Origin of the sequence: Pseudomonas sp. LS44, from assembly GCF_024730785.1 — a bacterium.
GTDB lineage: Bacteria > Pseudomonadota > Gammaproteobacteria > Pseudomonadales > Pseudomonadaceae > Aquipseudomonas.
On the sequence record NZ_CP102830.1, the window covers coordinates 1,535,933 to 1,561,371 of the forward strand.

Consider the following 25,439-nt stretch of genomic DNA (forward strand, 5'->3'; position numbering starts at 1 on the left):
GCATGCACGCCCGTTTGCTCTATGTGATGGACCCGATGTGCTCTTGGTGCTGGGGCTTTGCCCCGGTGCTCGACGCCCTTGCCGCGCAAGCGCAGGCCGCCGGCGTACCGCTGCAACTGATCGCCGGCGGCCTGCGCACCGGCGGCGGGGCGGCACTTGAGCCAACCCGGCGCGACTACATCCTCGAGCATTGGCATGAAGTCGAGCGCAGCACGGGCCAGCCATTCCGTTTCGAGGGCGCCATGCCTGACGGCTTCGTCTACGACACCGAGCCCGCCTGCCGCGCGCTGGTCGCGGCGCGCAGCCTGGATGCCGAGAGTGCTTACGTCCTGATGCAGCGCATTCAGCAGGCGTTCTACGTCGACGGTCGGGATGTCACGCAGCCGACGGTATTGGTCGAACTGGCTGAAGCGGTGGGGCTGCCGCGGATGGTGTTTGTCGATGCGTTCGACAGCGCCGAGCAACGCGCGGCGACGCAGGCGGATTTTTCCTGGGTTCAGGATCTGGGCATTGCCGGATTTCCGACCCTGTTGGCCGAGCGCAACGGCCAGTTGGCACTGTTGACCAATGGTTATCAGCCGCTCAGCCAACTGGCGCCGCTGCTGGCGCGCTGGCTGGAGCGAGGTGCGCATGCTTGATCGGCTGAGTTGGACGGAAATCCGTCGCCTGGCCTTGCGCCACCGTAAAGCCCTTATTCTGGCCAATGGCATCGCGGTCCTGGCGACGCTGTGCAGCGTGCCGATTCCTCTGCTCCTGCCTCTGCTGGTCGATGAGGTGCTGCTTAAGCAGGGCGACGCGGCGCTCAAGGTGATGGATAACTTCCTGCCGGTGGCATGGCAGAGCCCGCTGGGTTATGTCGGCCTGATGGTGGTCCTGACCCTGCTGCTGCGCGGCACTTCGATGGTCTTCAACGTGCTGCAGGCGCGCCTGTTCGCGCGGCTGTCCAAGGACATCGTCTACCGCATCCGCATCCGCCTGATCGAGCGCCTCAAGCGCATCTCGCTGGGTGAGTACGAAAGCCTGGGTAGCGGCACGGTGACCACGCACCTGGTCACCGACCTGGATACCCTGGACAAATTCGTCGGCGAAACCCTCAGCCGGTTTCTGGTCGCGATACTGACCCTGACCGGCACCGCCGCCATCCTGATGTGGATGCATTGGCAGCTGGCACTGCTGATCCTGCTGTTCAACCCGCTGGTGATCTACGCCACGGTGCAGCTGGGCAAGCGCGTCAAGCATCTGAAGAAACTGGAGAACGACAGCACGTCGCGCTTTACCCAGGCGCTGACCGAAACCCTCGAGGCGATTCAGGAAGTCCGCGCCGCCAACCGCCAGGGCTTCTTCCTCGGGCGCCTGGGCAAACGTGCCGAGGAAGTCCGCGACTATGCCGTGGCCTCGATGTGGAAGAGCGATGCGGCCGGGCGCGCCAGTGGTCTGCTGTTCCAGTTCGGTATCGACGTGTTTCGCGCCGCGGCGATGCTCACCGTGTTGTTCTCCGACCTGACCATCGGCCAGATGCTCGCGGTGTTCAGCTACCTCTGGTACATGATCGGCCCGGTCGAGCAATTGCTCAGCCTGCAATACGCCTACTACGCCGCCGGTGGTGCGCTGACCCGCATCAATGAGCTGCTGGCGCGGGCCGACGAGCCGCAGCACGTCGGCAGCGTCGATCCCTTCAAGGGCCGCGAAACGGTCGGTATCGAAGTGCGCGGGCTGACCTTCGCCTATCGCGACGAGCCAGTGCTCGACGGTCTCGATCTGGCCATCGCGCCGGGCGAGAAGGTGGCCATCGTCGGTGCCAGTGGCGGCGGCAAAAGTACCTTGGTGCAGCTGCTCCTCGGCCTTTACAGCGCCCAGGCCGGCAGTATCCGCTTTGGCGGCAGCAGCCTCGAACAGATTGGCCTGGAGCGGGTGCGTGACCATGTGGCGGTGGTGTTGCAGCATCCGGCGCTGTTCAACGACAGCGTGCGCGCCAACCTGACCATGGGCCGTGAGCGCGGCGACGACGCCTGCTGGCGGGCGCTGGAAATCGCCCAGCTGGCCGACACCATTCGCGCCTTGCCACAAGGCCTGGACAGTGTGGTCGGCCGCTCCGGCGTGCGTCTTTCCGGCGGCCAGCGGCAACGTCTGGCGATTGCCCGGATGGTCCTTGCCGAGCCTAAGGTGGTGATTCTCGACGAGGCCACCTCGGCCCTCGATGCGGCTACCGAATACGCCCTGCATCAAGCCCTGGGCCGCTTCCTGCATGGTCGCACCACGCTGATCATCGCCCACCGCTTGTCTGCGGTTAAACAGGCCGACCGCGTGCTGGTCTTCGACGGCGGACGGATCGCCGAAGATGGCGACCATCAGCAACTAATCGCCGATGGCGGCCTCTACGCCCGGCTGTACGGCCACCTGCAGCACTGATCCGCGCATAAAAAAAGCCGCCTCAATTGAGGCGGCTTTTTCGTTAGCGCAGACCGTCAGGTGCCCGGCTCGATCTTGCCTTCCTGGCAATGCGTCTCGCTGTCCGCCAGCGCACTGGTTTCTCGCCTCGAAACACCTCGGCCACAAAATTTTTCGACGCTCCGTCGATTTGCCCGCTGCTGGTTCGATTACTGGTCAGAACCACGCTATTGGTTCATTCCCTGCCGCCTGCGCAGCCAGCGGCTTCTTGACCAGATAAGGAGAAATGACGATGCGATTTATGGTGATAGTCAGAGCCACCCAGGATTCCGAAGCCGGCGTGATGCCTAGCGAAGAGCTGCTCGCGGCAATGGGTCGTTACAACGAAGAACTGGCCGCGGCGGGGGTGATGCTCGGCGGCGAGGGTTTGCATCCCAGTTCCAGAGGCGCGCGGGTGCGTTTTTCCGGCGATCAGCGCAGCGTGATCGATGGGCCTTTTGTCGAGACCAAGGAGCTGATCGCCGGCTTCTGGATCTTCCAGGTCGCCTCCCTGGAAGAGTGCATCGCCTGGGTGAAACGCTGCCCCAACCCGATGCCTGGCGCCTCCGATATCGAGATTCGGCAGATCTTCGAAGCCGAAGATTTTGGCGCCGAGTTCACCCCCGAACTGCGCGAGCAGGAAGACCGTATCCGCGCGCAAATCGCCGCTAAGTCCTGAGAGGCATGCGATGAAAATCCATAACTATTTGATCTTCGATGGCCAATGCGAGGCCGCCTTCACTTTTTACGCCAAATGCCTGGGCGGCACGCTCGACGCCATGCTGCGTTTCGGCGAAGCGCCCGACTGCGCCGAAATGCCCGCCGAGTACCGGGAGCGCATCATGCATACCTGCCTGACCGTGGGCGATCAGCTGCTGATGGGCTCCGACAACTGCCCGCCGCACGTCTACGAGGGTATCAAGGGCTGCTCGGTGACCTTGCAAGTCGACAGCGTGGAGGAGGCCGAACGCCTGTTCAGCGCCCTCGGCGATCGCGGTGAGATTCAGATGCCCTTGCAGGAAACCTTCTGGGCGAAACGCTTTGGCATGTTGGTCGACCGCTTTGGCGTGCCGTGGATGATCAACTACTCAACCTGCGATCAGGAGCCAGGGCGCTGATGGAAGATGGATCGGCAGGCGGATGCACCACCTTGTAAGGAATTTCTTACGAATGGCCGAATCTGTACCCAGCAAACGCTGCTCTCAAACGCGCTGTAAGAAAAACCTGCCAAAAGCGTCGTCAGGCTGCAGCGCCGGCGCCGGCCGGTAGCTTGTGGACGTTCAGTCTCTCGGTTGTCATGAGGGTTATCTGCACTGCTCAAGGTGCACCGATAACAACATCACACCGGGAGGCTGAATGAACGCCGTGGCCAAGATCGAGTTGCACAATCCCATCGGTACTGACGGCTTCGAGTTCGTCGAATTCACTGCCCCCGACACCACCGGCATCGAGCAGCTGCGTGAGCTGTTCACCGCCATGGGCTTCACCGAAACCGCCAAGCACCGCTCCAAGGAAGTCTTTCTGTTCCAGCAGAACGACATCAACTTTGTGCTCAACGGCAGCCCCGCCGGGCACGTGCGTGCCTTTGGCGAAAAGCATGGGCCCAGTGCCTGCGCGATGGCCTTCCGGGTCAAAAATGCCGCGCAGGCGGCGGCGTATGTCGAGGCCCAGGGCGCCACGCTGGTCGGCAGTCACGCCAACTTCGGTGAGCTGAACATTCCCTGCGTCGAGGGCATTGGTGGCTCGCTGCTGTATCTGGTCGACCGTTACGGCGACAAGAGCATCTACGACGTCGACTTCCAGTTCATCGAAGGGCGCAGCGCCACCGATAACGCGGTGGGCCTGACCCAGATCGACCATCTGACCCACAACGTCAAACGTGGGCAGATGGATGTGTGGTCGGGTTTCTACGAGCGCATCGCCAATTTCCGCGAGATTCGCTACTTCGATATCGAGGGCAAGCTAACCGGCTTGTTCTCCCGGGCGATGACCGCACCGTGCGGCAAGATTCGCATCCCGATCAACGAATCGGCGGACGAGAGCTCGCAGATCGAGGAGTTCATTCGCGAGTACCACGGCGAAGGTATTCAGCACATCGCCCTGGCCAGCGAGGATATCTACGCCACGGTGCGCAAGCTGCGCGCCAACGGCGTGGACTTCATGGCCACGCCCGACACCTATTATGAAAAGGTCGATCAGCGCGTGGCCGGCCACGGCGAGCCCACGGCGACGCTGCGCGAGCTGAGCATCCTGATCGATGGCGCGCCCGAAGATGACGGGATTCTTCTGCAGATCTTCACCAACACGGTGATCGGCCCGATTTTCTTCGAAATCATCCAGCGCAAGGGCAACCAGGGCTTTGGCGAGGGCAACTTCAAGGCGCTGTTCGAGTCGATCGAGGAAGACCAGATTCGCCGTGGTGTGCTGAAGGTGGACTGAGCACAAACCGGGTGGGTTAGGCGCTCGCACCGCAGCCGTATTAGCGCAAAGCGCTGGATGCGTCTAACCCACTTGGTCTGGCGCGCGCTGTAGGAGCGAATTCATTCGCGATCCGGCGATGCTGAATAGTCCGTAATCGCGAATGAATTCGCTCCTACAAAGGTCGACACTGGGGCGATTGCAGGATGGGTTGAGCGTGCGATACCCACCCGAAAACGCCGCATCGAGGAGACACCGGCCATGAGCCGCAAATGGATCAGCTTTCCCATCCGCGAGGGTGACTGCTCGCGGCAGGCGCATTGCGACCTGCCGAGTGGCACCTACGAGCGCGAAATGGGCCGCGAAGGCTTCTTCGGCCCGGCTTCGCATCTGCATCACCGACATCCGCCGACCGGGTGGGTCGACTGGCAAGGGCCGTTGCGTCCGCATGCCTTCAACTTCAACAAAATCGCCAGCGAATCCGATTGTCCGTGGCAGGCGCCGCTGGCGCTGCACAACGGCGATCTCAAGCTGCGCCTGTGGAAATCCCGTGAGGCGATGCGCCATCTGGTGCGTAATGCCGATGGCGACGAATTGCTGTTCGTTCATGAGGGCGCCGGGCACTTCTATTGCGATTTCGGCCACTTGGAATACCGCGACGGTGACTACCTGATGATCCCGCGCGGCACCGCCTGGCGCATCGAGCCGAGTGCGCCGACCTTTATGCTGCTGATCGAAAACACTGACGGCGCCTACATGCTGCCGGACAAGGGGCTGCTCGGCCCGCAGGCGATCTTCGACCCGGCGATGCTCGATCATCCGCGCCTCGACGAGGCCTTCAAGGCCCAGCAGGACGAGAATCGCTGGCAGGTGCGGATCAAGCGGCGCAACCAGATCAGCACCGTGACCTATCCGTACAACCCGCTGGACGTGGTCGGCTGGCATGGCGACAACACCGTGGTGCGCCTCAACTGGCGCGATATCCGCCCGCTGATGAGCCACCGCTATCACCTGCCGCCCTCGGCACACACCACCTTCGTGGCCAACGGTTTCGTGGTCTGCACTTTTACCCCGCGGCCGGTGGAAAGCGATCCCGGCGTGCTCAAGGTGCCGTTCTTCCACAACAACGATGACTACGACGAAGTGCTGTTCTATCACCGCGGCAACTTCTTCAGCCGCGACAACATCGAGGCGGGGATGGTCACCCTGCATCCCTGCGGCTTCCCCCACGGCCCGCATCCGAAGGCGCTGAAGAAGAGCCAGGAAGATCCGGCGACCTTCGCCGACGAAGTGGCGGTGATGATCGACGCCCGCCGCGCCCTGGAAATCGGCGAAGCGGCCGCCGGCGTGGACGTGCCCGAGTACGTGAACTCCTGGCGAGCGCCGGGCGTTTTATAGCTCCCTCTCCCGTTTATGGGGGCACGCCTAGTGGAGAGGGTAGGGCAGCGTTAACCACTTCACCCTCTCCCCCGGCCCCTCTCCCACAGGTGGGAGAGGGGGAGAACAACTCAGAATTCGAAGAAGGTTGAACGATGAAACTTGCATCTCTGAATCAAGGCCGCGACGGCGTGCTGCTGGTGGTGTCCCGTGATCTGTCCCGCGCGGTGAAGGTCCCGCAGATCGCCGCCACCCTGCAGATCGCCCTGGATGATTGGGACATCAAACGTCCGCAGCTGGAGGCCATCTATCAGCGTCTCAACGATGGCCTGTGCGAAGACGCGTTTGTCTTCGATCAAGCCGACTGTCATAGCCCGCTGCCACGCGCCTTTCACTGGGCCGATGGCAGCGCCTATGTCAATCACGTCGAGCTGGTGCGCAAGGCGCGTGGGGCGCAGATGCCGGAGTCGTTCTGGCACGAGCCGCTGATGTATCAAGGCGGCGCCGACACCTTTCTGCCGCCCCATGCGCCGATCGCCATGGCAGACGAAGCCTGGGGTATCGACCTGGAGGCGGAAATCGCGGTGATCACCGATGACGTGCCGATGGGTGTGACTGCCGCCGAGGCCGCTGGGCATATTCAGCTGCTGATGCTGGTCAACGACGTCTCGCTGCGCAATTTGATTCCCGGCGAGCTGGCCAAGGGATTCGGCTTCTACCAGAGCAAGCCGTCCTCGAGCTTCTCACCGGTGGCGCTGACCCCGGACGAGCTGGGCGAGGCCTGGCGCGATGGCAAGGTGCATCGACCGCTGGTCACCCATCTCAATGGCGAACTGTTCGGCCAGCCCGATGCAGGGGTCGACATGACCTTCAATTTCCCCACTCTGGTCGCCCATGCCGCGAAGACCCGCCCGCTGGGGAGCGGCACCATCATCGGCTCGGGCACGGTCTCCAACTACGACCGCTTGGCCGGCTCCAGCTGTCTGGCGGAGAAACGCATGCTGGAAATTGTCGAAAGCGGTGCAGCGACCACGCCGTTCCTGAGATTTGGCGACCGGGTGCGGATTGAGATGTTCGACGATCAGCGTAATAGCCTTTTCGGCGCCATCGACCAGACTGTGGAGAAGTACCAGCGATAATCGCATTCGGGTTGATGGGCGTCGCAGGCTCAACCCACCTATAAGGTTGCGCCCAGGCCGTAGGGTGGATGTCGCTTTTTACATCCACCGTTGCGGTGGATGGCCATCCCGTGGATCGCCACCCGGTGGAAAACGCTTCGCGGTTTTCCACCCTACACAGACTGGGAGATTGGTAATGCTGACCCTTTATTCCTACTGGCGCTCCAGCGCCGCCTTCCGGGTCAGAATTGCCCTCAATCTCAAGGGCCTGGCCTACAAGCAAGTCCCCGTGCATCTGGTTCGCGATGGCGGCCAGCAACATACGCCCGAGTACCGCAAACTCAACCCGCAAGGCCTGGTGCCGTTTCTGGTGGACACCGGCAACGGCGGCGGTGAGCTGCGCATCGGCCAGTCGCTGGCGATTATCGAGTATCTCGATGAAGTCTTCCCGGTGCCGGCGCTGCTGCCGAGCGAACCGCCGCTGCGCGCGCAAGTCCGGGCGCTGGCGCTGCATATCGCCTGTGACATTCATCCGCTGAATAACACCCGGGTGACCAAGTACCTGAGCGAAGAGTTGCACCTCTCCGACGAGGCCAAGAGCGCCTGGTACCGGCACTGGGTGGAGACTGGCCTGGCGGCTGTCGAGCAAGGTCTGGCGCGACTGCCCAGTCGTCTGTCCCTGGGCCAGCGGCCGGGTTACCTGGAAGCCTGCCTGATCCCGCAGGTGTACAATGCGCGGCGTTTTAACTGTGACCTTCAGCCTTATCCCCGCATCCTCGATGTCGTCGACCGCTGTGAAAGTCTCGATGCGTTCCGCAACGCGGCACCCGAGCAACAGCCCGACGCCGAATAGCAGGCCGTTTAGAAACGTAGCGAGCGAAGGCTAGACAAGGCGCAACGACCAACGGGAGTAACAGCCGCAGGCTGGCCCGAAGGGTAAGCGCCAGCGAATAAATCAGGCGAAAAAGCGCAGTTTACGAGTGGTAAATGAGCATTTGATTCGCTTCGCTCACCCACTTCGGGGCCGCGCTAAAGTGCGTTCAGCCTTCGGCTGTGAGCCTGATTTCAACGCGGTATAGCCGAGCGCAGTAGTTTTTCAACGGCCTGATAGGTGCACGGCCTACCTGCCGATCTCAATTCCGCCGCGTCATAAGCGCGGCGGGTCCCATTTCGTCACAGCTAAAAACAATCAGTAAGGGGACGTAATGACCGAACCAGTCCTGCACCAGGGCAAACTCAAGCGCGGCCTGAAGAACCGCCATATCCAGTTGATCGCCCTGGGCGGCGCGATTGGCACCGGGTTGTTCCTCGGCTCGGCCGGGGTGCTCAAATCGGCCGGGCCATCGATGATCCTCGGCTACGCGATCGCCGGTTTCATTGCCTTCCTGATCATGCGTCAGCTTGGCGAGATGATCGTCGAGGAACCGGTCGCCGGCTCCTTCAGCCACTTTGCGCACAAATACTGGGGCGGTTACGCGGGCTTTCTGTCCGGCTGGAACTACTGGGTGTTGTATGTGCTGGTCGGCATGGCCGAGCTCACAGCGGTGGGCAAGTACGTGCAGTTCTGGTGGCCGGAGATCCCCACCTGGGCCAGCGCGGCGGTGTTCTTCGTGCTGGTCAACGCGATCAACCTGACCAACGTCAAAGTGTTTGGCGAGACCGAATTCTGGTTCGCGATCATCAAAGTGGTGGCGATCATCGGCATGATCGTGCTCGGCTGCTACCTGCTGGCCAGCGGCACCGGCGGCCCGCAAGCAACGGTCAGCAACCTGTGGAGCCACGGCGGGTTCTTCCCCAACGGCGGCACCGGGTTGCTGATGGCGATGGCCTTCATCATGTTCTCCTTCGGCGGCCTGGAACTGGTCGGCATCACCGCCGCCGAGGCCAGCGAGCCGAAGAAGGTGATTCCCAAGGCCATCAATCAGGTGGTCTACCGCATCCTGATCTTCTATGTCGGTGCGCTGGCCGTGCTGCTCTCGCTGTACCCCTGGGACCAGTTGCTGGCGACTATCGACGCGTCCGGCGACCCCTACAGCAGCAGCCCGTTCGTGCAGATCTTCTCGCTGATCGGCGAAGGTACCGCCGCGCACATCCTTAACTTCGTGGTCCTTACTGCCGCGCTGTCGGTCTACAACAGCGGCGTCTACAGCAACAGCCGCATGCTCTACGGCCTGGCCGAGCAGGGCGATGCGCCGAAGGCGATGATGAAGCTGAACAAGCGCGACGTGCCGGTGCTGGCCGTCGGCGTGTCGGCGCTGATCACCTTGCTGTGCGTGGTGGTCAACTACGTGGCTCCGCAGGAAGCGCTGGAGTTGCTGATGGCGCTGGTGGTCTCGGCGCTGGTGATCAACTGGGCGATGATCAGCCTGGCTCACCTGAAATTCCGCAAGGCCATGCAACAGCAGGGCGTCGAGCCGTCGTTCAAGGCCTTCTGGTACCCATTCAGCAACTACCTGTGCCTGGCCTGGGTGGCCATGATCCTCGGCGTGATGCTGCTGATCCCGGGCATCCGCATTTCGGTCTACGCGATTCCGTTCTGGCTGGCGTTCATCTGGGTCTGCTATCGCCTGCGTCTGGCCAAAGGTTCCACGCCGATGGTGTCGCGCTCGGCGGCCAAATGACTGGCGTGTACCATTGACGAAAAACCCGGCCTGGAGCCGGGTTTTTTGTGCCCATGGGTTACGCGGCCCCGGCTCAGGCGCACTAGCATGAAGTCACGGCTCCCCGTGGAGAAACCGCCATGCTCAGCTTCGATTTTCAAGTGACCTGGGCCGACTTGGACGCCAATGCCCATGTGAAAAACTCGCGCTATCTGGACTATGCCTCGCAGGCGCGCTTCCTCTTTCTGGCCGAGTTCGGCTTCACCCCGCAGGCCTTCGCCGAGGCGAAGATGGGTCCGGTGGTGTTCGAGGATCGTCTGCAATACCGCAAGGAATTGCGCCTGCTGCAGAAGTTCGGCGTACGCCTGTGGGTGGGCGGGCTAAAGGAGGACGGCTCCAAGTTCATCATGGTCAACGACGTGGTGAACGAAAGAGGCGAGCTGTGCGCGCGGGTGATTTCCCACGGCGCCTGGTTCAGCCTGGAAAGCCGTAAGGTCATTGCGCCGCCGCAAGCGCTCAAAGCGGCCATGGAGGATGCGCCGCGGAGCGAGGACTTCCACTGGCTGTAGGACCTGTCTCGGATCTGCTGCGCGTCGGCCATACGGCGTTAAAAATGGCTTCGGAAAGCAGCTTGCTGCTAACGCGCTTCAGCGCGACCCGTAGGGCGAGTGAAACGAGTCATGCTCATTTACAGCACATAAACTCCGCTCCCTCAGCCCTTTGACTCGCTGCGCTCGCCCTGCGGGCCAGCCTTCGGCTGTTACTTCCGATGGTCGTTGCGCCTTGTATGACTCTAGCTCGCGAGATCCGAAACAGGTCCTACGCGTTGGGCGCGCGCGGTATCCTGAGCGCCCTTTGTGTCAGTGCGTGCCCGCCATGCTGGTGATCTCCAACAGCGTCCATCTGCCCGACGATGAAGTCGAACTGACCGCCATTCGTGCCCAAGGCGCCGGCGGGCAGAACGTCAACAAGGTTTCCAGCGCCGTGCACTTGCGTTTCGACAGCCAGGCTTCGTCGCTGCCGCCGTTTTACAAGGAGCGCCTGCTGGCGCTGCGTGACAGCCGCATCACCGCCGAAGGCGTGATCATCATCAAGGCCCAGCAATACCGCACCCAGGAGCAGAACCGCGCCGACGCCCTGGAGCGCCTGGCCGAGCTGATCCGCAGCGCCGGCAAGACCGAAAAGGCGCGTCGCCCGACCAAACCCACCCTCGGTTCGAAGAAGCGCCGCCTGGAAGGTAAGACCAAGCGCGGAGCGATCAAGGCCGGGCGCGGCAAGGTGGATTTCTAAAGGCGGTCGGCGATCTGCTTTTGCTTTCGTCCCCTCGCCCCTCTGGGGAGAGGGCTAGGGAGAGGGGTGGTCGCCCAGTTCAGCTCCTCTCCGTGTCTATCTCCCTCTCTCCCAGCCCCTCTTGACTAGGCGCCCCCACAAAATTAAGAGGGGAGTTCAATCGTGGCCCAGGCGACCACCAGTCGCGCGCCCGCCCAACTGCGGATGGCACTTCTAGACTGTAAGCGTTCATTTCCCCACTGCGTTCTGAACCATGGCCCAACTTGTTTTCGCCCCTGCCATCCAGCGCCATGTTGCGATCCCTGACTGCGAAGTGATGGCGCCCACTGTCGCTGCCGCGCTGGAACAAGTGTTCGGCGACAAACCGCAGTTACGCGGTTATCTGCTCGATGACCAAGGCCAGCTGCGCCGGCATATCGCGGTGTTCGTCGATGGTCTGGCGATTCGCGATCGGGTCCACCTCAGCGACAGCATCGACACTGAAACGGACATCTACGTGGTGCAGGCGCTGTCCGGTGGCTGACTGGGCGACTTCAGGAGCGTTTGATCTTGTAGCCCGGATGCAATCCGGGAACAGAGGGCTCCAGGCATTCCCGGATTTCATCCGGGCTACGCAGGCATGTGGGTTTAGGAGGTATTGCCTATGAGCGACCGACTTCTGGTGGCCACCCGCAAAGGCTTATTCATTCTGCAGCGCAGCAGTGGCGGGCAGTGGGAACTGGCGCAGACTCATTTCCTCGGCGAGCCGTTGAGTATGGCGTTCGCCGATCCGCGCGACGGCACGCTATACGCGGCGCTCAACCTTGGTCATTTCGGCGTCAAGCTGTGGCGCCGCCCGGCGGCGCAAGTGGACTGGCAGGCCTGTGCGGTACCGGTCTATCCGCCGCAACCTGAATCCACCGAGCCGCCACCTGCCCCTGTCGAAGGCCAACCGCCGCCAGCTCCCTGGAGCCTACAGCAAATTTGGGCCCTGGAATCCGGCGGCGCCGATCAGCCCGGCGTGCTGTGGGCTGGCACCATTCCCGGTGGGCTGTTCCGCTCGGCCGACGGCGGTGACAGCTGGAGTCTCAACCGCCCGCTGTGGGATCAGCCTTCACGCAGCCAATGGCTCGGCGGCGGTTACGATGCGCCCGGCATCCATTCGATCTGCGTCGACCCACGCGACAGTCGGCACCTGAGCGTCGCCATCTCCTGTGGCGGCGTGTGGCAGAGCCACGACGCTGGCGCCAGTTGGCGCTGTACCAGCAGCGGCATGTTCGCCACCTACATGCCGCCGGAGCTGCGCGAGGAGGGCACCGTTCAGGATCCGCACCGCATGGTCAGCTGCCCGGCGCAGCCCGATGCGCTGTGGGTGCAGCATCACAACGGCATCTTCCGCTCCACCGATGGCGCCGAGCATTGGCAGGAGGTGCCGGCGCAGCCGTCCAGCTTCGGCTTCGCCGTGGTCGTCCATCCGCGTGAACCGGATACCGCCTGGTTCGTGCCAGCGGTCAAGGACGAATGCCGGGTGCCGGTGGAGGCGCGCTTCCTGGTCAGCCGCACCCGCGATGGCGGGCGCAGCTTCGAGGCGCTGAGCGCTGGGCTACCCGCGTCGCCGAGCTACGACCTGATCTACCGCCACGGCCTGGACATCGACGCCAGCGGCGAGCGCCTGGCGATGGGCTCGACCACTGGCGGACTATGGCTAACTGAAGACGGCGGCGATCAGTGGCAGTGCCTGTCGGCGCACCTGCCGCCGATCTATTGCGTGCGCTTTGGGTAGGTTGGCCTTGCTCTTGTAGGTTGGGTTGAGCGCAGCGATACCCAACAGGGACGCCGATGGGTATCGCTGCGCTCAACCGCATCCTACAACCCTCTCCCCCGGCCCCTCTCCCACAAGTGGGAGAGGGGAGCAAATCTACGCCCGCACCCAGCGCTGCCGTGCCCAGTTGCTCAGCGCATCGACGCCGAACACCAGCACCAGCATGGCCAAAATCACCGTGCTGGCCTGGGCTTCCTGAAACAGGCTGAGGCTGACGTAGAGCATCTGCCCGAGGCCGCCGGCGCCGACGAAGCCGAGCACGCTGGCCATGCGGATATTGTTCTCCCAGCGATACAGGCTGTAGGCGAGTAATTGCGGCCACAGATTGGGCAGACTGCCGTAGACGAAGGCGGCAACCTGGCTGCCGCCGGCAAGGCGGATCGCTTCGCCGGGTTCGCGCGGGGTGTTTTCCAGTGCCTCGGCGAACAAGCGGCCGAGCACCCCGGTGGTGTGCAGGGCCAAAGCCAGGGTGCCGGCATTCGGGCCGAGGCCAGCGGCCAGCACCATCAGCGCCGCCCACACCAGCTCGGGAATGGCGCGCAAGGCGTTGAGCAGCAGGCGCGCGACACTTTGTGCCAGCCAACCGAAGCGGCCGGCGGCGGGCAGCGCGACGAGCAAGCCGAGCACGGCCGCCAGCAGCGTGCCAAGCGCGGACATCGCCAGGGTTTCCAGGGCACCGCGGACGATGGCGCGCAGGTGCCCGGCACTGAGGTCGGGGCTGAGGAAGCGCCGCGCGTAGGCGCCCATCTGGCTAAGACTGTCGCCGCCGAACACGCTGCCCAGATCGATGGCTAGATAAGTAAAGGAGGCGAGCACCGCCACACCGATCGCCAGCAGTATCAGCAGATTGAGCGCGAGGTTCATGTCAGCCTCGCGCGCAACAGGCGGCTGAGCAGGTCGGCGAACAGCACCAGCACCAGGAAGGTCAGCAGGATGCTCGCCACTTCACCGCCGGCGAACATGCGCAGCGACAGATCGATCTGCTGGCCGAGGCCGCCGGCGCCGACGAAGCCCATCACTACCGAGGCGCGGATCGCGCATTCCCAGCGGTAGACGGTGTAGGAGAGCATTTCCGCCGCCGCATTGGGCAGGATGCCGTAGGCGAAAGCCGTCAGCCGGCCGCCGCCGGCGAGCATCAGCGCCTGGGCTGGCCGACGATCCACCGACTCGAAGATTTCCGCATAAACCTTGCCAAGCATGCCGCTGTAGGTGATGGCGATGGCCAGCACCCCGGCGGTCGGGCCGAGGCCGACGGCGCGCACGAACAGCAGCGCCCAGACGATCTCCGGCACGCTACGCAGGAAGATCAGCAGCGCGCGCACCGGCCAGCGCAGCAGCCGCGTCCACCACACCGGCAGGCCGCCGCGCGGCAGGGCCGACAGCGACAGCGCGCGGCTGACCAGCAGAGCGGCCGGCACCGCGAGGAGCAGGGCGAGCGCCATACCGGCAGTGGCGATGGCCAGGGTTTGCAGGGTCGCTTGCCAGAGCAGGAGAAGGAAATCGTGGTCATGCGCCGGCGGCCAGAAACCGGATAGGAAGTTGGCCATGCTGGCGGCGCTGTCGCCGTCGAGCAGCACGCCAAGGTCCAGTTCGCTGAGGCGCACCCCCGGCCACAGCAGGGCCACAGCTAGAACCGTCAACAACAGGCGGGACAGGCTGGCGGGGTCGCGGGTTGCGGTGTTCAGCATCGAGGAATTTGCACGCTCACCGGGGCCGCCGACAGTGCAAGGGGCGGCGACGCGTTCAGCTGCTCATTGGCGTACAGCGCATCGAGCAGCGCCTGGTCGACCTCGCCAGAGGGTTTATCGAAGGCGATGCGGCCGTCGCGCAGGCCGATGATGCGCGGGAAATGGGCCAGCGCCAGTTCCACCGCATGCAGGCTGGCGACCAGGGTGATGTGCTGTTCGCTGGCATGCCGGCAGAGGATGCCGAGGGTGTGCCCGGCGAGTACCGGGTCCATGGCCGATACCGGCTCGTCGGCCAGCAGCAGTTGCGGCGCCTGATACAGCACGCGGGCGATGCCGACGCGCTGCAATTGGCCGCCAGAAAGTTGCTGGCATTGGGCGAACAGCTTGTCGCCCAGGTCCAGCTTGGCGAGTGCCGCCTGCGCGCCGGCCAGATCGAGCGGGTGCAACAGATTCAGTAGGGCCTTGGCCAGGCTCCATTGTCCTATCCGCCCGGCCAGCACCGCCGTCACCACCCGCTGGCGGGCGGGCAGCGGCGGTGCCTGGTGAATCAGGCCAATGTTGGCCCGCAGGCGTTGCCGCAGACGACCGGAAAGCCGCCAGGGCTGGGCATCGAGCACCTCCACCGCGCCGGCGCTGGGGCGCAGGGCGGTGGCCAACAGGTGCAGCAGGCTGGTCTTGCCGGCGCCCGAGGGGCCGATGATGGCGACGCGTTCACCGCTGGCGATGTGCAAATCGATGCCGTCCAGCGCGATCACATCGGTGCCGTGGCTGAGCGTCGCCTGGGTCAAGCGCAGGGTCATTTCAACAAGCCGGCCGCGCGCGCTGCTTCCTCGGTGCCCTTGTAGTTTTCCGGCTTGGTCTCGATAAAGCGGCTGGCGGCCTGCAGATCGAGGATCGCCTTGTGCTCCGGATTGGCCGGGTCGAGGGCGAGGAAGGCCTGCTTGATCTTCTCGGTTAGCGCCGGGTCGAGGGTTCCGCGCACCGTCCAGTTGTAGTCGTAATAGGTCGGCGTGGTGGCGAACACATGGACCTTATCGAGATCGACCTTCTTGGCGTCGACCAGCTTCTGCCACACCGAGGCATTCAGTACCCCACCGTCGACCTTGCCGGCCTGCACCCAGGCCACCGTGGCGTCATGCGCGCCGGAGTAGGCGACTCGGCTGAAGTAGTCCTCCGGCTTGATGCCTTCTTTCATCATGAAGTAGCGCGGCATCAGGCTGCCGGAAGTCGAGGAAACCGAACCGAAGGCGAAGGTCTTGCCCTTCAGGTCCTGCAGGCTGTTGATCTTCGGGTCGGAGCTGATGAACTTGCTGGTGAACTTCTCGTCCTGCTCGCGTTGCACCAGGGGAATGGCGTTACCGGTCTTCAGGCGCACCTGGACGAAGGTGAAACCGCCCAACCAGGCGAGGTCTAGGCGGTCAGTAGCCAGCGCTTCGACCACTGCCGGATAGTCGGCCACCGGCACGAACTCGACTTTCATGCCGAGTTGTTGTTCCAGGTAGGCACCGAGCGGCTTGAACTTGCGCAGCAGTTCGGTGGGCGCCTCGTCGGGGATGGCGCTAACCCTGAGCGTGTCGGCGGCGTGGGTGATAACTGCGGATAGAGACAGGGCAAAGCCGGCGGCGAGCGCCAAGGATCGTTTGAGCATGAGGGTTCTCCGGTTCAATAGCGGAAAAAGCTCGCGAATTATAGGTGTTTGCCCGCGCCGATGGGCAGGAAGGTGAGTCCGGTCGCGACTTTGTTAGAATCCGCCGCCACACCATTGCGAGGACTGCCCGATGAGCGAACCGATCCGCCTGACTCAATACAGTCACGGCGCGGGCTGTGGCTGCAAGATTTCCCCCAAGGTGCTGGATGTGATCCTCGCCGGCAGCGGCGCGCAGACCCTCGATCCCAAGTTGTGGGTTGGTAACGCCTCGCGCGATGACGCGGCTGTCTACGCGCTGGATGAGGAGCGCGGGGTGGTGTCGACCACTGACTTTTTCATGCCGATCGTCGACGATCCCTACGACTTCGGCCGCATCGCCGCCACCAACGCCATCAGCGACATCTACGCCATGGGCGGCGAGCCGTTGCTGGCCATCGCCATTCTCGGCTGGCCGGTCAATGTGCTGGCCCCGGAAGTGGCGCGCGAGGTGATCGCCGGTGGTCGCGCGGTGTGCGAAGCGGCGGGCATTCCGCTGGCCGGCGGGCATTCGATCGACGCCCCCGAGCCGATCTTCGGCCTGGCCGTCACCGGGGTGGTGGACAAGCGCCACCTGAAGCGCAACGACACCGCCAAGGTCGGCGACCGCCTGTACCTGACCAAGCCGCTGGGCATCGGCATCCTCACCACCGCCGAGAAACAGGCCAAGTTGCGTGCCGAAGACGTGGGTCTGGCCCGCGACTGGATGTGCACCCTGAACAAGCCCGGCAGTCGCTTCGGCAAGCTGGCCGGCGTGACGGCGATGACCGACGTCACCGGCTTCGGCCTGCTCGGCCACCTGATCGAGATGGCCGAGGGCAGCGGCCTGACCGCGCGCATCGACTACGCCCGCGTGCCGCGTCTGCCTGGCGTCGAGCATTACTTGGAGGCGGGCTGCGTGCCCGGCGGCACCCATCGCAACTTCGATAGCTACGGCGACAAGCTCGGGCCGTTGAGCGACGAGCAGAAACTGCTGCTGTGCGACCCACAAACCAGTGGTGGTCTGCTGGTCGCGGTCAGCGCCACCGGCGAGGCTGAGTTTCTCGCCCTGGCCAGCGAACTCGGCCTGAGCCTCGAGCCGATTGGCCAGTTGCTCGAACGCCAGCGCCATGCGGTCGAGGTACGGTAATGCGTGACAACACTGCGGACTACCGCGCACTGTTTCTCGGCGACGTGCCGCTGCTGGATGTGCGCGCGCCGGTGGAATTCGGCAAGGGTGCCTTCCCGCATACCGTGAATCTGCCGCTGATGAATGATCTGGAGCGGCAGAAGGTTGGCACCAGCTACAAGCAGCACGGTCAGCAGGCCGCCATCGAACTCGGGCACCGGTTGGTCTGTGGCGAGATCAAGGAACAGCGCATCGCCACCTGGGCGGAGTTCGCCCGCCGCCACCCCGAGGGTTATCTGTACTGCTTCCGCGGCGGCCTGCGCTCGCAACTGGTGCAGGAGTGGCTGATGAACGAGGCCGGCATCGCCTATCCACGGGTGATCGGCGGCTACAAGGCGCTGCGCAATTTCCTGCTGGAGACCATCGAGCAGGCCGTCGAGCAGTGTGATTTCGTTCTGGTCGGCGGGCTGACCGGCTGCGGTAAGACCGATGTGATCCTGCAGCTGGCCAACGGACTGGATCTGGAAGGCCACGCCAATCACCGCGGCTCCAGCTTTGGCAAGCGCGCCACCGCGCAGCCGGCGCAGATCGATTTCGAGAACCAGCTGGCCATCGACACCCTCAAGAAACGCGCAACCGGGATCGAGCAGTTCGTACTGGAAGACGAGGGGCGCAGCATCGGCAGTTGCTCGATTCCCTTGGAGCTATACCAGGGCATGCGCAGCTATCCGCTGGTGTGGCTGGAGGACAGCTTTGAGGAGCGCGTCGAACGCATCCTGCGGGATTATGTGGTTGGTCTATGCGGCGAATTCACCGCCGAGCATGGCGAGGAGGTGGGCTTCGCGCGCTTCAGCGAACGCATGCAGCAAAGCCTGGCGAACATCGTCAAACGCCTGGGCGGAGAGCGCTATCAGCGCCTCGCCGAACTGATGCAGCAAGCGCTCGACGAGCAGCAGCGCAGCGGCGCGGTGGAGCTACATCGAGGCTGGATCGAAGGGTTGCTGGCCGAGTATTACGACCCCATGTACGCCTTCCAGATGGAGAGCAAGGGCGAGCGTATCGAGTTCCGCGGCACCCAGGCCGAGGTGCTGGAGTACCTGCGCACCCGGACTCGGCGCTGAAGGACGCTTTTGTAGGTTGGCGTTGAGCGCAGCGATACCCAACAAGCGGCCGTGCGGGTAAACGCGATGGGTATCGCTCTGCGTTCAACCTGCGCGGCCCGACCCATCCTACGGGCTGGTACGGCACATCGGGATGATCCAATAGGTAGCCCGGATGCAATCCGGGGAGCGAGGTATTGGCTGTCCCCGGATTTCATCCGGGCTACGGGCCGCAAGCCCAGAAACACAGAGCCCGGCGCAGGGCCGGGCTCGTTGGCGGGCGGACGTAGCTCAGTCGAGCACGTTATGCAGCACTTCGTAGATGATCCCCGTGGCGATGGTCACCAACACGGCATCCGCGCCGGCCTGCTGCCATTCATAGCCATCGTAATGCGGCAGCTTGCCGTTCAGGCGGCTGTCGAAACGCTTGGCGATGCCCGGCGGGAGCGGCTTACCACGGGCCAGGTTTTTCTGGATGCCGGGAGGCAGTCCTTTGACCGGGCCGATCAGGTCGCGGTTGTCGCCGAGGATGATGCGTACCTGGCCAATATCGATGCTCGGCCCGCGCGGGTCGATGCGCACGCTGTCGTCGGAATAATTCTGGCCGCCCTTGTTTCCGGAGTTGCCGTGCTCACCCTTGGGCGCGGCCGTTGCGCTGCCCATGGCGGCGGCCAAGACCAGAGTGAGGAAGGTTGCTAGTCGAGCATGCATGCGGTGACTCCTTGGGAGATTGTCCTTCAACGGCGCCAGCCTAGCCCGATTCAAGCTTGCGGGTCATGTATTGGGGCGTGCATTTGTGCATGCCATCAAGGCCTGCTTCAAACCCGCGACAGGCCGCTCACTTGCGCCCTTCGGCCGTGGCGGCGAGCTCGTCGGTACGCGCGGCCAGGATGAAGTCGTTGCGGTGCAGACCCTTCATTTCGTGGCTCCACCAGGTCACGGTGACCTTGCCCCATTCGGTAAGCAGCGCCGGGTGATGCCCTTCGGCTTCGGCGATCGCGCCGACCGCGTTGGTGAAGGCCAGCGCGTGGCGGAAGTTCTTGAACAGGAATAGCCGTTCGAGCTCCATGTGGCCGTCGCGCACTTCGATGTTCCAGTCGGGGATCTCACGGATCAGCTCGGCCAGCTCCTCGTCGGTCACGTGGGGGGCGCCGGCGCGGCAGGCTTCGCATTGGGCTTGGGCGAGGGACATGGGCGTTCTCCAAGGCGTTCGTGGTTTGATTGTAGGAGCGGATTTATCCGCGATGGCCGGCGGCGCCAAGGTTCAGGTGGACACGCATTGCGAATGAATTCGCTCCTACGCGCTCAAGCGGCTTTCGGTGGAAACTTCGGCGCGTGCAGGCCGAGCTGCATGGCCTGGTGGACCAATGCCATGATGTCCTGATGGGCCAGCTCGAACAGCTGCTTGAGTTCGGGCAGGACGAAATATAGCGGCTGCAGGATGTCGATGCGGTACGGCGTGCGCATTGCCTCCATGGGGTTGAACGGCTGGTGCTCGGGCTGCTCGGACAGGCAGTACACGGTTTCCTTCGGCGAGGAGAGGATGCCGCCGCCGTAGATGCGCCGGCCCTGGGCGGTGTCGACCAGGCCGAACTCAATGGTCATCCAGTACAGCCGTGCCAGGTACACCCGCTCCTCCTTGCTCGCGGTGAGGCCGAGCTTGCCGTAGGTGTGGGTGAATTCGGCGAACCAGGGGTTGGTGAGCAGCGGGCAGTGGCCGAACACTTCGTGGAAGATGTCCGGCTCTTGCAGGTAGTCCAATTCATCCGGGCGACGGATAAAGGTGGCGACTGGGAAGCGCTTGCTGGCCAGCAGTTCGAAGAAGGTCTGGAACGGAATCAGCGCCGGCACCCGCGCGAGGTTCCAGCCGGTGGTGCGCTCGAGCACGCGGTTAAGTTCGCTGAGTTGCGGGATGCGTTCGTGGGGCAGGGCGAGCTGTTCGATGCCGTCCAGATATTCCTGACAGGCGCGGCCTTCGAGCACCTTGAGCTGACGACTGATCAAGGTGTACCAGACCTGATGCTCGGCGTCTGGGTAATGGATGAAGCCATCGGCATCGGGTTCCCGGGCGACATACAGCGAGCTCTTCATCGCGACTCCTCAAAGACCGGCGTTGTCGTTGTTTGACCCACAGATAGCGCGAATGCGGGGCCTGTGGGCGGCGCGACGGGTGGTTTGAGGGGATGGCGCGGTGGTGATTTCGTAAAGAAAGGCTGACGAGTGATGCCGGGTCACGCGAAATCGGCGTGGCGGCGAAGGGGGTTGGCACATATTCTTTACGGAAATCGGGCGGTAAAACCAAAAAATCAACCGTATACGTCCCCTCTCCCACGCGTGGGAGAGGGCTAGGGAGAGGGTGTGTGGGCTGACCTGGCCCTCTCCCCCGGCCCCTCTCCCTCTCTTCATGAAAGAAGGGCGGGCGAGGGGAGCCACTAAGCCGCAGCGAGGCCGCCATGCGCATCAAAGTTCACTGTCAGAATCGCGTCGGCATCCTCCGCGACATCCTCAACCTGCTGGTCGAGTACGGTATCAACGTGTTGCGCGGCGAGGTTGGCGGCGATCAGGGCAACGCCATCTACCTGCACTGCCCGAACCTGATCAACCTGCAGTTCCAGGCCCTGCGACCGAAACTGGAAACCATCCCAGGAGTATTCGGCGTCAAGCGCGTGGGCCTGATGCCCAGCGAGCGCCGTCATCTGGAGCTGAATGCCTTGCTCGGCGCGTTGGACTTCCCGGTGCTGTCGATCGATATGGCCGGCAGCATCGTTGCTGCCAACCGCGCCGCCGCGCAGCTGCTCGGCGTGCGGGTCGACGAGGTGCCAGGGATTCCGCTGGCGCGCTATGCCGAGGATTTCGACCTGCCCGAGCTGGTGCGCGCCAACAAGTCGCGGATCAACGGCCTGCGGGTCAAGGTCAAGGGTGACATCTTCCTCGCCGACATCGCCCCGCTGCAGACCGAGCACGACGAGAGCGACGCCCTGGCCGGCGCCGTGCTCACCCTGCACCGCGCCGATCGGGTCGGCGAGCGCATCTACCATGTGCGCAAGCAGGAACTGCGCGGCTTCGACAGCATCTTCCAGAGCTCGAAAGTGATGGCTGCGGTGGTCCGCGAGGCGCGGCGCATGGCGCCGCTGGATGCGCCCTTGCTGATCGAGGGCGAGACCGGCACCGGCAAGGAACTGCTGGCCCGCGCCTGCCACCTGGCCAGCCCGCGCGGGCAGTCGCCGTTCATGGCGCTGAACTGCGCCGGCCTGCCGGAATCCATGGCCGAGACCGAACTGTTCGGCTACGGCCCTGGCGCCTTCGCGGGCGCGCGGCCGGAAGGCAAACTCGGCCTGCTCGAGCTGACCGCCGGCGGCACGCTGTTCCTCGACGGCGTCGGCGAGATGAGTCCGCGCTTGCAGGCCAAGCTGCTGCGCTTCCTGCAGGACGGCTGCTTCCGCCGGGTCGGTAGCGACGAGGAGGTGTATCTCGACGTGCGGGTGATCTGCGCCACCCAGGTCGACCTGTCCGAACTCTGCGCGCGCGGCGAATTCCGCCAGGACCTCTATCACCGCTTGAACGTGCTCAGCCTGCACATTCCGCCGCTGCGCGAATGCCTCGACGGCTTGGCGCCGCTGGCCGAGCACTTCCTCGACTCGGCCAGCCGGCAGATCGGCTGCCCGCTGCCCAAGCTGGCGCCGCAGGCGTTCGAGCGCCTCAACCACTACCACTGGCCGGGCAACGTGCGGCAACTGGAGAACGTGCTATTTCAGGCGGTTTCGCTGTGCGACGGCGGAACGGTCAAGGCCGAGCACATCCGTCTGCCGGATTACGGCGCGCCGCAACCGCTGGGTGATTTCTCGCTGGTCGGCAGCCTCGACGACATTGCCGGGCGTTTCGAGAAGGCGGTGCTGGAGCGCTTGTATCGAGAGCATCCGAGCAGCCGGCAATTGGCTAAGCGGCTGGGCGTGTCGCACACCACGATCGCCAATAAATTGCGCCAGTACGGCGTGGGCAAGGGCGAGCCCAAGTAAAGGTTTGGGCAGTCACGCCGCCGCCGTTGCGGGGTCGGCGGGGCGTGGCCAGGGCTGTGCGATCAGCCTTCTTGGCAGCCGTTGCCCCAGATCATGTATTCGACGATGTGACGCTTGCCCTGCGAATCGTCATAGGTCATGCGCGTCGGCACGATGCCGCACTCCTTGGAGGTGTCGGTGATCGACACCACGTGGGCGACATCCAGCTTCATGTCGTAGTTGTAGGTAACGACGTCGAGCTCCTGAGCTTGGTCGCTGGCGGTGGCCTGTTCGGCGAAGGCGACTGAAGAGAGACTGGCAAGCGTGAGGATGACAAAGGCTTTCATTGCATTGCTTCCTTATCTGCACCGTGTCAGATGACCAAAATCAGGGCGCACGAGGGCCCGGATGAAGAATTTCGGCTTCATCTGTTTGTACGGTAAGAGGGGCGGTGGAGGGGCGGTGGATGGAGTGGAGAGTCAGGCTTCGTGAGTGGCTAATCGCGCGTTTTCAGCGCAGGGAAATGGTACGGATTGGCCCCCGGCGCTTATATGGCTGGGCGCCTGAAAGACTCTGTACTGAATGGGCAACAATGGCCGTCATCGCGCAGCACCGCAGGCCAGCGGCGACTGCGGATCGAGCAGCGAGGTGCGGATGAAATGCAAATAGCTGAGTACCCGGCGCAACGGTGACATATCGAAATGCGCCGGGCGTTGTTCATCGGTGCTTTGCGCGCTGTGAATGGCATGTTCCACCGCAGCCAGCGCGCGCTGCCGATTGCTCGCGTCGGGTTGGATGAACAGGCGAATCAGGGCCCGGCCCATGGCACGGATCGCCCGGCGCCACGGCATGGGCTCCGCATAGCAAGGCTCATGGGGCAGGCACGCCTGCTCGCGGCGTAGTTCGATGATCGCGTGGCCGATTTCCTGAACCGTGAACATCCAGCCAAGGAGCCGTCGCTGAGCGTCCGCCCGGCCGACTGCAAGCCCGTAAGCCTGATTGAACACGTCGCGGGTGCCGCTCTCGAAACCGGCGGCCAAACCCGGTAACGGATTGCGGATGCTATCGACCACGCCCAAGCGCAGTTGCGCTTCCAGGCGCCGCCACAGCCATGGCCGGTTGGGCGGCAGAATCAGCAGGGTGGCGAGGCAGGTCAAACCCATGGCGAGAAGCTGCGCGAGGTATTCGTTGATGAATAGATAGGCGTCGTAATGGGTCAGGTTGGCGGGCAGCGACGTCAGCGAAAACCACATCAGTAGGCCGATTCCGTAGCCATTCCAGTGCGGCCGGGTGAGCAGCCAGGCGCCGATGGCGAAGACCGGGGCGAGTACCCAGCACAGCAAGGGAAAACCATCGAGCAGCGGCAGAGCGCGGAAGTTCAGCGCGAAACCCAGCGCCGCGCCAGCCAGCGCGCCCACCGTCAATTGCCGGGCTAGCCGCTGCGGATTGGGCGAGACCGAGGCCAGCGCGCAGCTCAACACGCCGGTCAGCGTGAAGGTGGCGCCGCTGGACCAGGCGCTCTCGATCCAGATCAGGCCGCCGCCCAGCACCATCAATGCGCAGCGCAAACCGGCGACGGTGGCGGCCAGGGCGTTGGCTTTGGGTGTGAAGCGTTCGGGCCACTGCTCGCGTTCATGCTGATCCGCGGCAAGCGAGGCATGGGTTTGCGCATAGTTGTGCACGTCGCCGGCAAAGCGGAACAGCAGTTCGGTGAGGGTATCGAAATCCAATTGTTCGGCGCTGCGGGGCTGCGTGGCGAGCAGCTCCGCGCGGCTTTGCCGGATGCGTTGCATCAGGCTCAGCGTGCCGCTTTCCAACTGACGGGCCAGTTGTGCGGCATCGGTTTCGTTGAGTGGGCGGCCTTGCCAGGGGGCGAGGAGTTCATTGACCAGCAACAGGCAAGGCATCAGCGTTTCCAGCAGCGTCGCGGCCCGCTGTTCGCGCAGCCGTTCGAGCAACCGATAGAGGGCGTGAAAGCGCGTGGTCATGAGCATGAATTCGCTGTTCAGGCGGCCCAGTCGACCGCTGCGCAGGCGCATCTGCGGGTCTTCGAAGGCGCTGCTGCTGCGTAGACTTTCCAGGCCCACCGCCTCGGCGGCGAAGCGCGCGCTGAGCTGTTCGAAGCGTGGGGCGGTGAGGCTGCCATCCAGACCGGCGCACGCCAGTCCGGCAAACTCGCCCAGACGATTGTTGATGACCCGGCGCAAGGCCGCGCTGCTGGTTTGCGGCAGGATCAAAGCACTCACCAGGCCGGAGCAGACAATCCCCAGACATATTTCCAGCACCCGCCAAAGCGCCTGCATAAAGGCGCCATCTGGATGCAGGGTGGCCGGAATGCCGATGATCGCCGTGGTGTAGCCGGCGAGTAGGCAGGCATAGGCGCGAAAATCCCGGTAGCGTGCGGCGCCGGCGGTGCACAGGCCCACCCACAAGGCCACGCTGAGCAGGAACAGCACCGGTTCGTTGGCCAGCAGCGCGATCATCACCAGCGTCGCGCCCAGGCCGACCAGGGTGCCGATGAGGCGGTAGAAGCTCTTCGCCAAGACCTGGCCGCTCTGCACCTGCATGACGATGAACGCGCTGACCAGCACGGTCCCCGGCTGCGGCAGTTCCAGGCGGTAGGCCAGCCACAGCGCGCCGAAAGCGGTGAGCAGCGCCTTGCCGATGAACGCCCACACCAACCCGTCGCTCTGCGCCCATTGGGTAAGGGCGCGGCGCAACTCGGCCGTGGTTGGCCAAGCCAGTGATACATCGCTCATGGGGGTTATCCGTTAACGGCTGGCAGGTAGCCACGCTGCGAGCGGGCGTCCCTGATTGGGCGGGGCTGGGGCGG

25 protein-coding genes are annotated in these 25,439 nt (G+C 63.9%); 16 read left to right on the forward strand and 9 right to left on the reverse strand.

Going from position 1 to position 25,439, the window contains the following annotated elements:
* The first annotated feature begins 2 nt into the window (after positions 1 to 2).
* From NVV93_RS06965 to NVV93_RS07025, 13 genes are all read left to right on the forward strand, one after another.
* Positions 3 to 638: a DsbA family protein gene (locus tag NVV93_RS06965; RefSeq protein WP_258253704.1), complete on the forward strand. Its 636-nt coding sequence runs from the start codon at positions 3 to 5 to the stop codon at positions 636 to 638.
* A complete protein-coding gene (locus NVV93_RS06970; protein ID WP_258253705.1) occupies positions 631 to 2,409 on the forward strand; it encodes an ABC transporter ATP-binding protein in 1,779 nt (592 codons plus the stop codon). Before NVV93_RS06965 ends, NVV93_RS06970 begins: the two co-directional genes overlap by 8 nt.
* A 271-nt stretch (positions 2,410 to 2,680) precedes the next feature.
* Positions 2,681 to 3,106, forward strand: coding sequence for a YciI family protein (locus NVV93_RS06975; protein ID WP_258253706.1), 426 nt, complete (start codon positions 2,681 to 2,683; stop codon positions 3,104 to 3,106).
* A 10-nt stretch (positions 3,107 to 3,116) separates the two neighbouring features.
* Positions 3,117 to 3,545, forward strand: coding sequence for a VOC family protein (locus NVV93_RS06980; RefSeq protein ID WP_258253707.1), 429 nt, complete (start codon positions 3,117 to 3,119; stop codon positions 3,543 to 3,545).
* A gap of 238 nt (positions 3,546 to 3,783) precedes the next feature.
* Positions 3,784 to 4,866 (forward strand): 4-hydroxyphenylpyruvate dioxygenase, encoded by a 1,083-nt coding sequence (gene hppD / locus NVV93_RS06985; RefSeq protein ID WP_258253708.1) that lies wholly within the window; start codon positions 3,784 to 3,786, stop codon positions 4,864 to 4,866.
* A 240-nt stretch (positions 4,867 to 5,106) separates the two neighbouring features.
* Positions 5,107 to 6,243, forward strand: coding sequence for a homogentisate 1,2-dioxygenase (locus tag NVV93_RS06990; RefSeq protein WP_258253709.1), 1,137 nt, complete (start codon positions 5,107 to 5,109; stop codon positions 6,241 to 6,243).
* Positions 6,244 to 6,377: 134 nt separating this feature from the next.
* Positions 6,378 to 7,361 (forward strand): fumarylacetoacetate hydrolase family protein, encoded by a 984-nt coding sequence (locus NVV93_RS06995; RefSeq protein WP_258253710.1) that lies wholly within the window; start codon positions 6,378 to 6,380, stop codon positions 7,359 to 7,361.
* Positions 7,362 to 7,536: 175 nt separating this feature from the next.
* Positions 7,537 to 8,193: a maleylacetoacetate isomerase gene (gene maiA / locus NVV93_RS07000; protein ID WP_258253711.1), complete on the forward strand. Its 657-nt coding sequence runs from the start codon at positions 7,537 to 7,539 to the stop codon at positions 8,191 to 8,193.
* Positions 8,194 to 8,545: 352 nt separating this feature from the next.
* Entirely contained in the window at positions 8,546 to 9,961 is a 1,416-nt protein-coding gene (locus NVV93_RS07005) for an amino acid permease (RefSeq protein ID WP_258253712.1), read from the forward strand.
* Positions 9,962 to 10,080: 119 nt separating this feature from the next.
* On the forward strand, positions 10,081 to 10,509 hold the full coding sequence (locus tag NVV93_RS07010; RefSeq protein ID WP_258253713.1) for a thioesterase family protein: 429 nt from the start codon (positions 10,081 to 10,083) through the stop codon (positions 10,507 to 10,509).
* 307 nt (positions 10,510 to 10,816) lie between these two features.
* The gene (gene arfB, locus NVV93_RS07015) at positions 10,817 to 11,230 is read left to right on the forward strand and encodes an alternative ribosome rescue aminoacyl-tRNA hydrolase ArfB (protein WP_258253714.1); all 414 of its coding nucleotides are present in this window, start codon (positions 10,817 to 10,819) and stop codon (positions 11,228 to 11,230) included.
* Between the two features lie 253 nt (positions 11,231 to 11,483).
* The gene (locus NVV93_RS07020; protein ID WP_258253715.1) at positions 11,484 to 11,753 is read left to right on the forward strand and encodes a MoaD/ThiS family protein; all 270 of its coding nucleotides are present in this window, start codon (positions 11,484 to 11,486) and stop codon (positions 11,751 to 11,753) included.
* A gap of 120 nt (positions 11,754 to 11,873) precedes the next feature.
* A complete protein-coding gene (locus NVV93_RS07025) occupies positions 11,874 to 12,992 on the forward strand; it encodes an exo-alpha-sialidase (RefSeq protein WP_258253716.1) in 1,119 nt (372 codons plus the stop codon).
* Between the two features lie 135 nt (positions 12,993 to 13,127).
* Here the strand turns inward: NVV93_RS07025 and phnE are convergent, their stop codons facing one another.
* The 4 genes from phnE to NVV93_RS07045 are packed head-to-tail and all read right to left on the reverse strand — an operon-like array spanning position 13,128 to position 16,367.
* A complete protein-coding gene (phnE, locus tag NVV93_RS07030; protein ID WP_258253717.1) occupies positions 13,128 to 13,895 on the reverse strand; it encodes a phosphonate ABC transporter, permease protein PhnE in 768 nt (255 codons plus the stop codon).
* On the reverse strand, positions 13,892 to 14,719 hold the full coding sequence (locus NVV93_RS07035; RefSeq protein WP_258253718.1) for an ABC transporter permease: 828 nt from the start codon (positions 14,717 to 14,719) through the stop codon (positions 13,892 to 13,894). The genes phnE and NVV93_RS07035 overlap by 4 nt, the downstream gene beginning before the upstream one ends.
* On the reverse strand, positions 14,713 to 15,519 hold the full coding sequence (locus tag NVV93_RS07040; RefSeq protein WP_258253719.1) for a phosphonate ABC transporter ATP-binding protein: 807 nt from the start codon (positions 15,517 to 15,519) through the stop codon (positions 14,713 to 14,715). Before NVV93_RS07040 ends, NVV93_RS07035 begins: the two co-directional genes overlap by 7 nt.
* Positions 15,516 to 16,367, reverse strand: a complete 852-nt coding sequence (locus NVV93_RS07045; protein WP_258253720.1) for a putative selenate ABC transporter substrate-binding protein — start codon at positions 16,365 to 16,367, stop codon at positions 15,516 to 15,518. Before NVV93_RS07045 ends, NVV93_RS07040 begins: the two co-directional genes overlap by 4 nt.
* A gap of 130 nt (positions 16,368 to 16,497) precedes the next feature.
* On the opposite strand from NVV93_RS07045, the gene selD reads away from it, so the two are divergent.
* Both selD and mnmH read left to right on the forward strand, forming a co-directional pair.
* Complete coding sequence (selD, locus tag NVV93_RS07050; protein ID WP_258253721.1) at positions 16,498 to 17,532, forward strand: selenide, water dikinase SelD; 1,035 nt, start codon at positions 16,498 to 16,500, stop codon at positions 17,530 to 17,532.
* The gene (gene mnmH / locus NVV93_RS07055; RefSeq protein WP_258253722.1) at positions 17,532 to 18,632 is read left to right on the forward strand and encodes a tRNA 2-selenouridine(34) synthase MnmH; all 1,101 of its coding nucleotides are present in this window, start codon (positions 17,532 to 17,534) and stop codon (positions 18,630 to 18,632) included. Before selD ends, mnmH begins: the two co-directional genes overlap by 1 nt.
* 270 nt (positions 18,633 to 18,902) lie before the next feature.
* On the opposite strand, the gene NVV93_RS07060 is transcribed toward mnmH, so the two are convergent.
* The 3 genes from NVV93_RS07060 to phhA all read right to left on the reverse strand — a co-directional run bounded on the left by NVV93_RS07060 (position 18,903) and on the right by phhA (position 20,702).
* Complete coding sequence (locus tag NVV93_RS07060) at positions 18,903 to 19,322, reverse strand: RcnB family protein (RefSeq protein ID WP_258253723.1); 420 nt, start codon at positions 19,320 to 19,322, stop codon at positions 18,903 to 18,905.
* Between the two features lie 127 nt (positions 19,323 to 19,449).
* A complete protein-coding gene (locus tag NVV93_RS07065) occupies positions 19,450 to 19,803 on the reverse strand; it encodes a 4a-hydroxytetrahydrobiopterin dehydratase (RefSeq protein ID WP_258253724.1) in 354 nt (117 codons plus the stop codon).
* Between the two features lie 113 nt (positions 19,804 to 19,916).
* Complete coding sequence (gene phhA, locus NVV93_RS07070; RefSeq protein ID WP_258253725.1) at positions 19,917 to 20,702, reverse strand: phenylalanine 4-monooxygenase; 786 nt, start codon at positions 20,700 to 20,702, stop codon at positions 19,917 to 19,919.
* A gap of 362 nt (positions 20,703 to 21,064) precedes the next feature.
* Here phhA and NVV93_RS07075 point away from each other — a divergent pair, with 362 nt between their 5' ends.
* Positions 21,065 to 22,627, forward strand: a complete 1,563-nt coding sequence (locus NVV93_RS07075) for a sigma-54-dependent transcriptional regulator (RefSeq protein WP_258253726.1) — start codon at positions 21,065 to 21,067, stop codon at positions 22,625 to 22,627.
* Positions 22,628 to 22,689: 62 nt separating this feature from the next.
* On the opposite strand, the gene NVV93_RS07080 is transcribed toward NVV93_RS07075, so the two are convergent.
* Together NVV93_RS07080 and NVV93_RS07085 are read right to left on the reverse strand one after the other, a co-directional pair.
* A complete protein-coding gene (locus NVV93_RS07080) occupies positions 22,690 to 22,953 on the reverse strand; it encodes a DUF2790 domain-containing protein (RefSeq protein ID WP_258253727.1) in 264 nt (87 codons plus the stop codon).
* Between the two features lie 252 nt (positions 22,954 to 23,205).
* A complete protein-coding gene (locus tag NVV93_RS07085; RefSeq protein WP_258253728.1) occupies positions 23,206 to 25,365 on the reverse strand; it encodes an FUSC family protein in 2,160 nt (719 codons plus the stop codon).
* Positions 25,366 to 25,439: the final 74 nt, after the last annotated feature.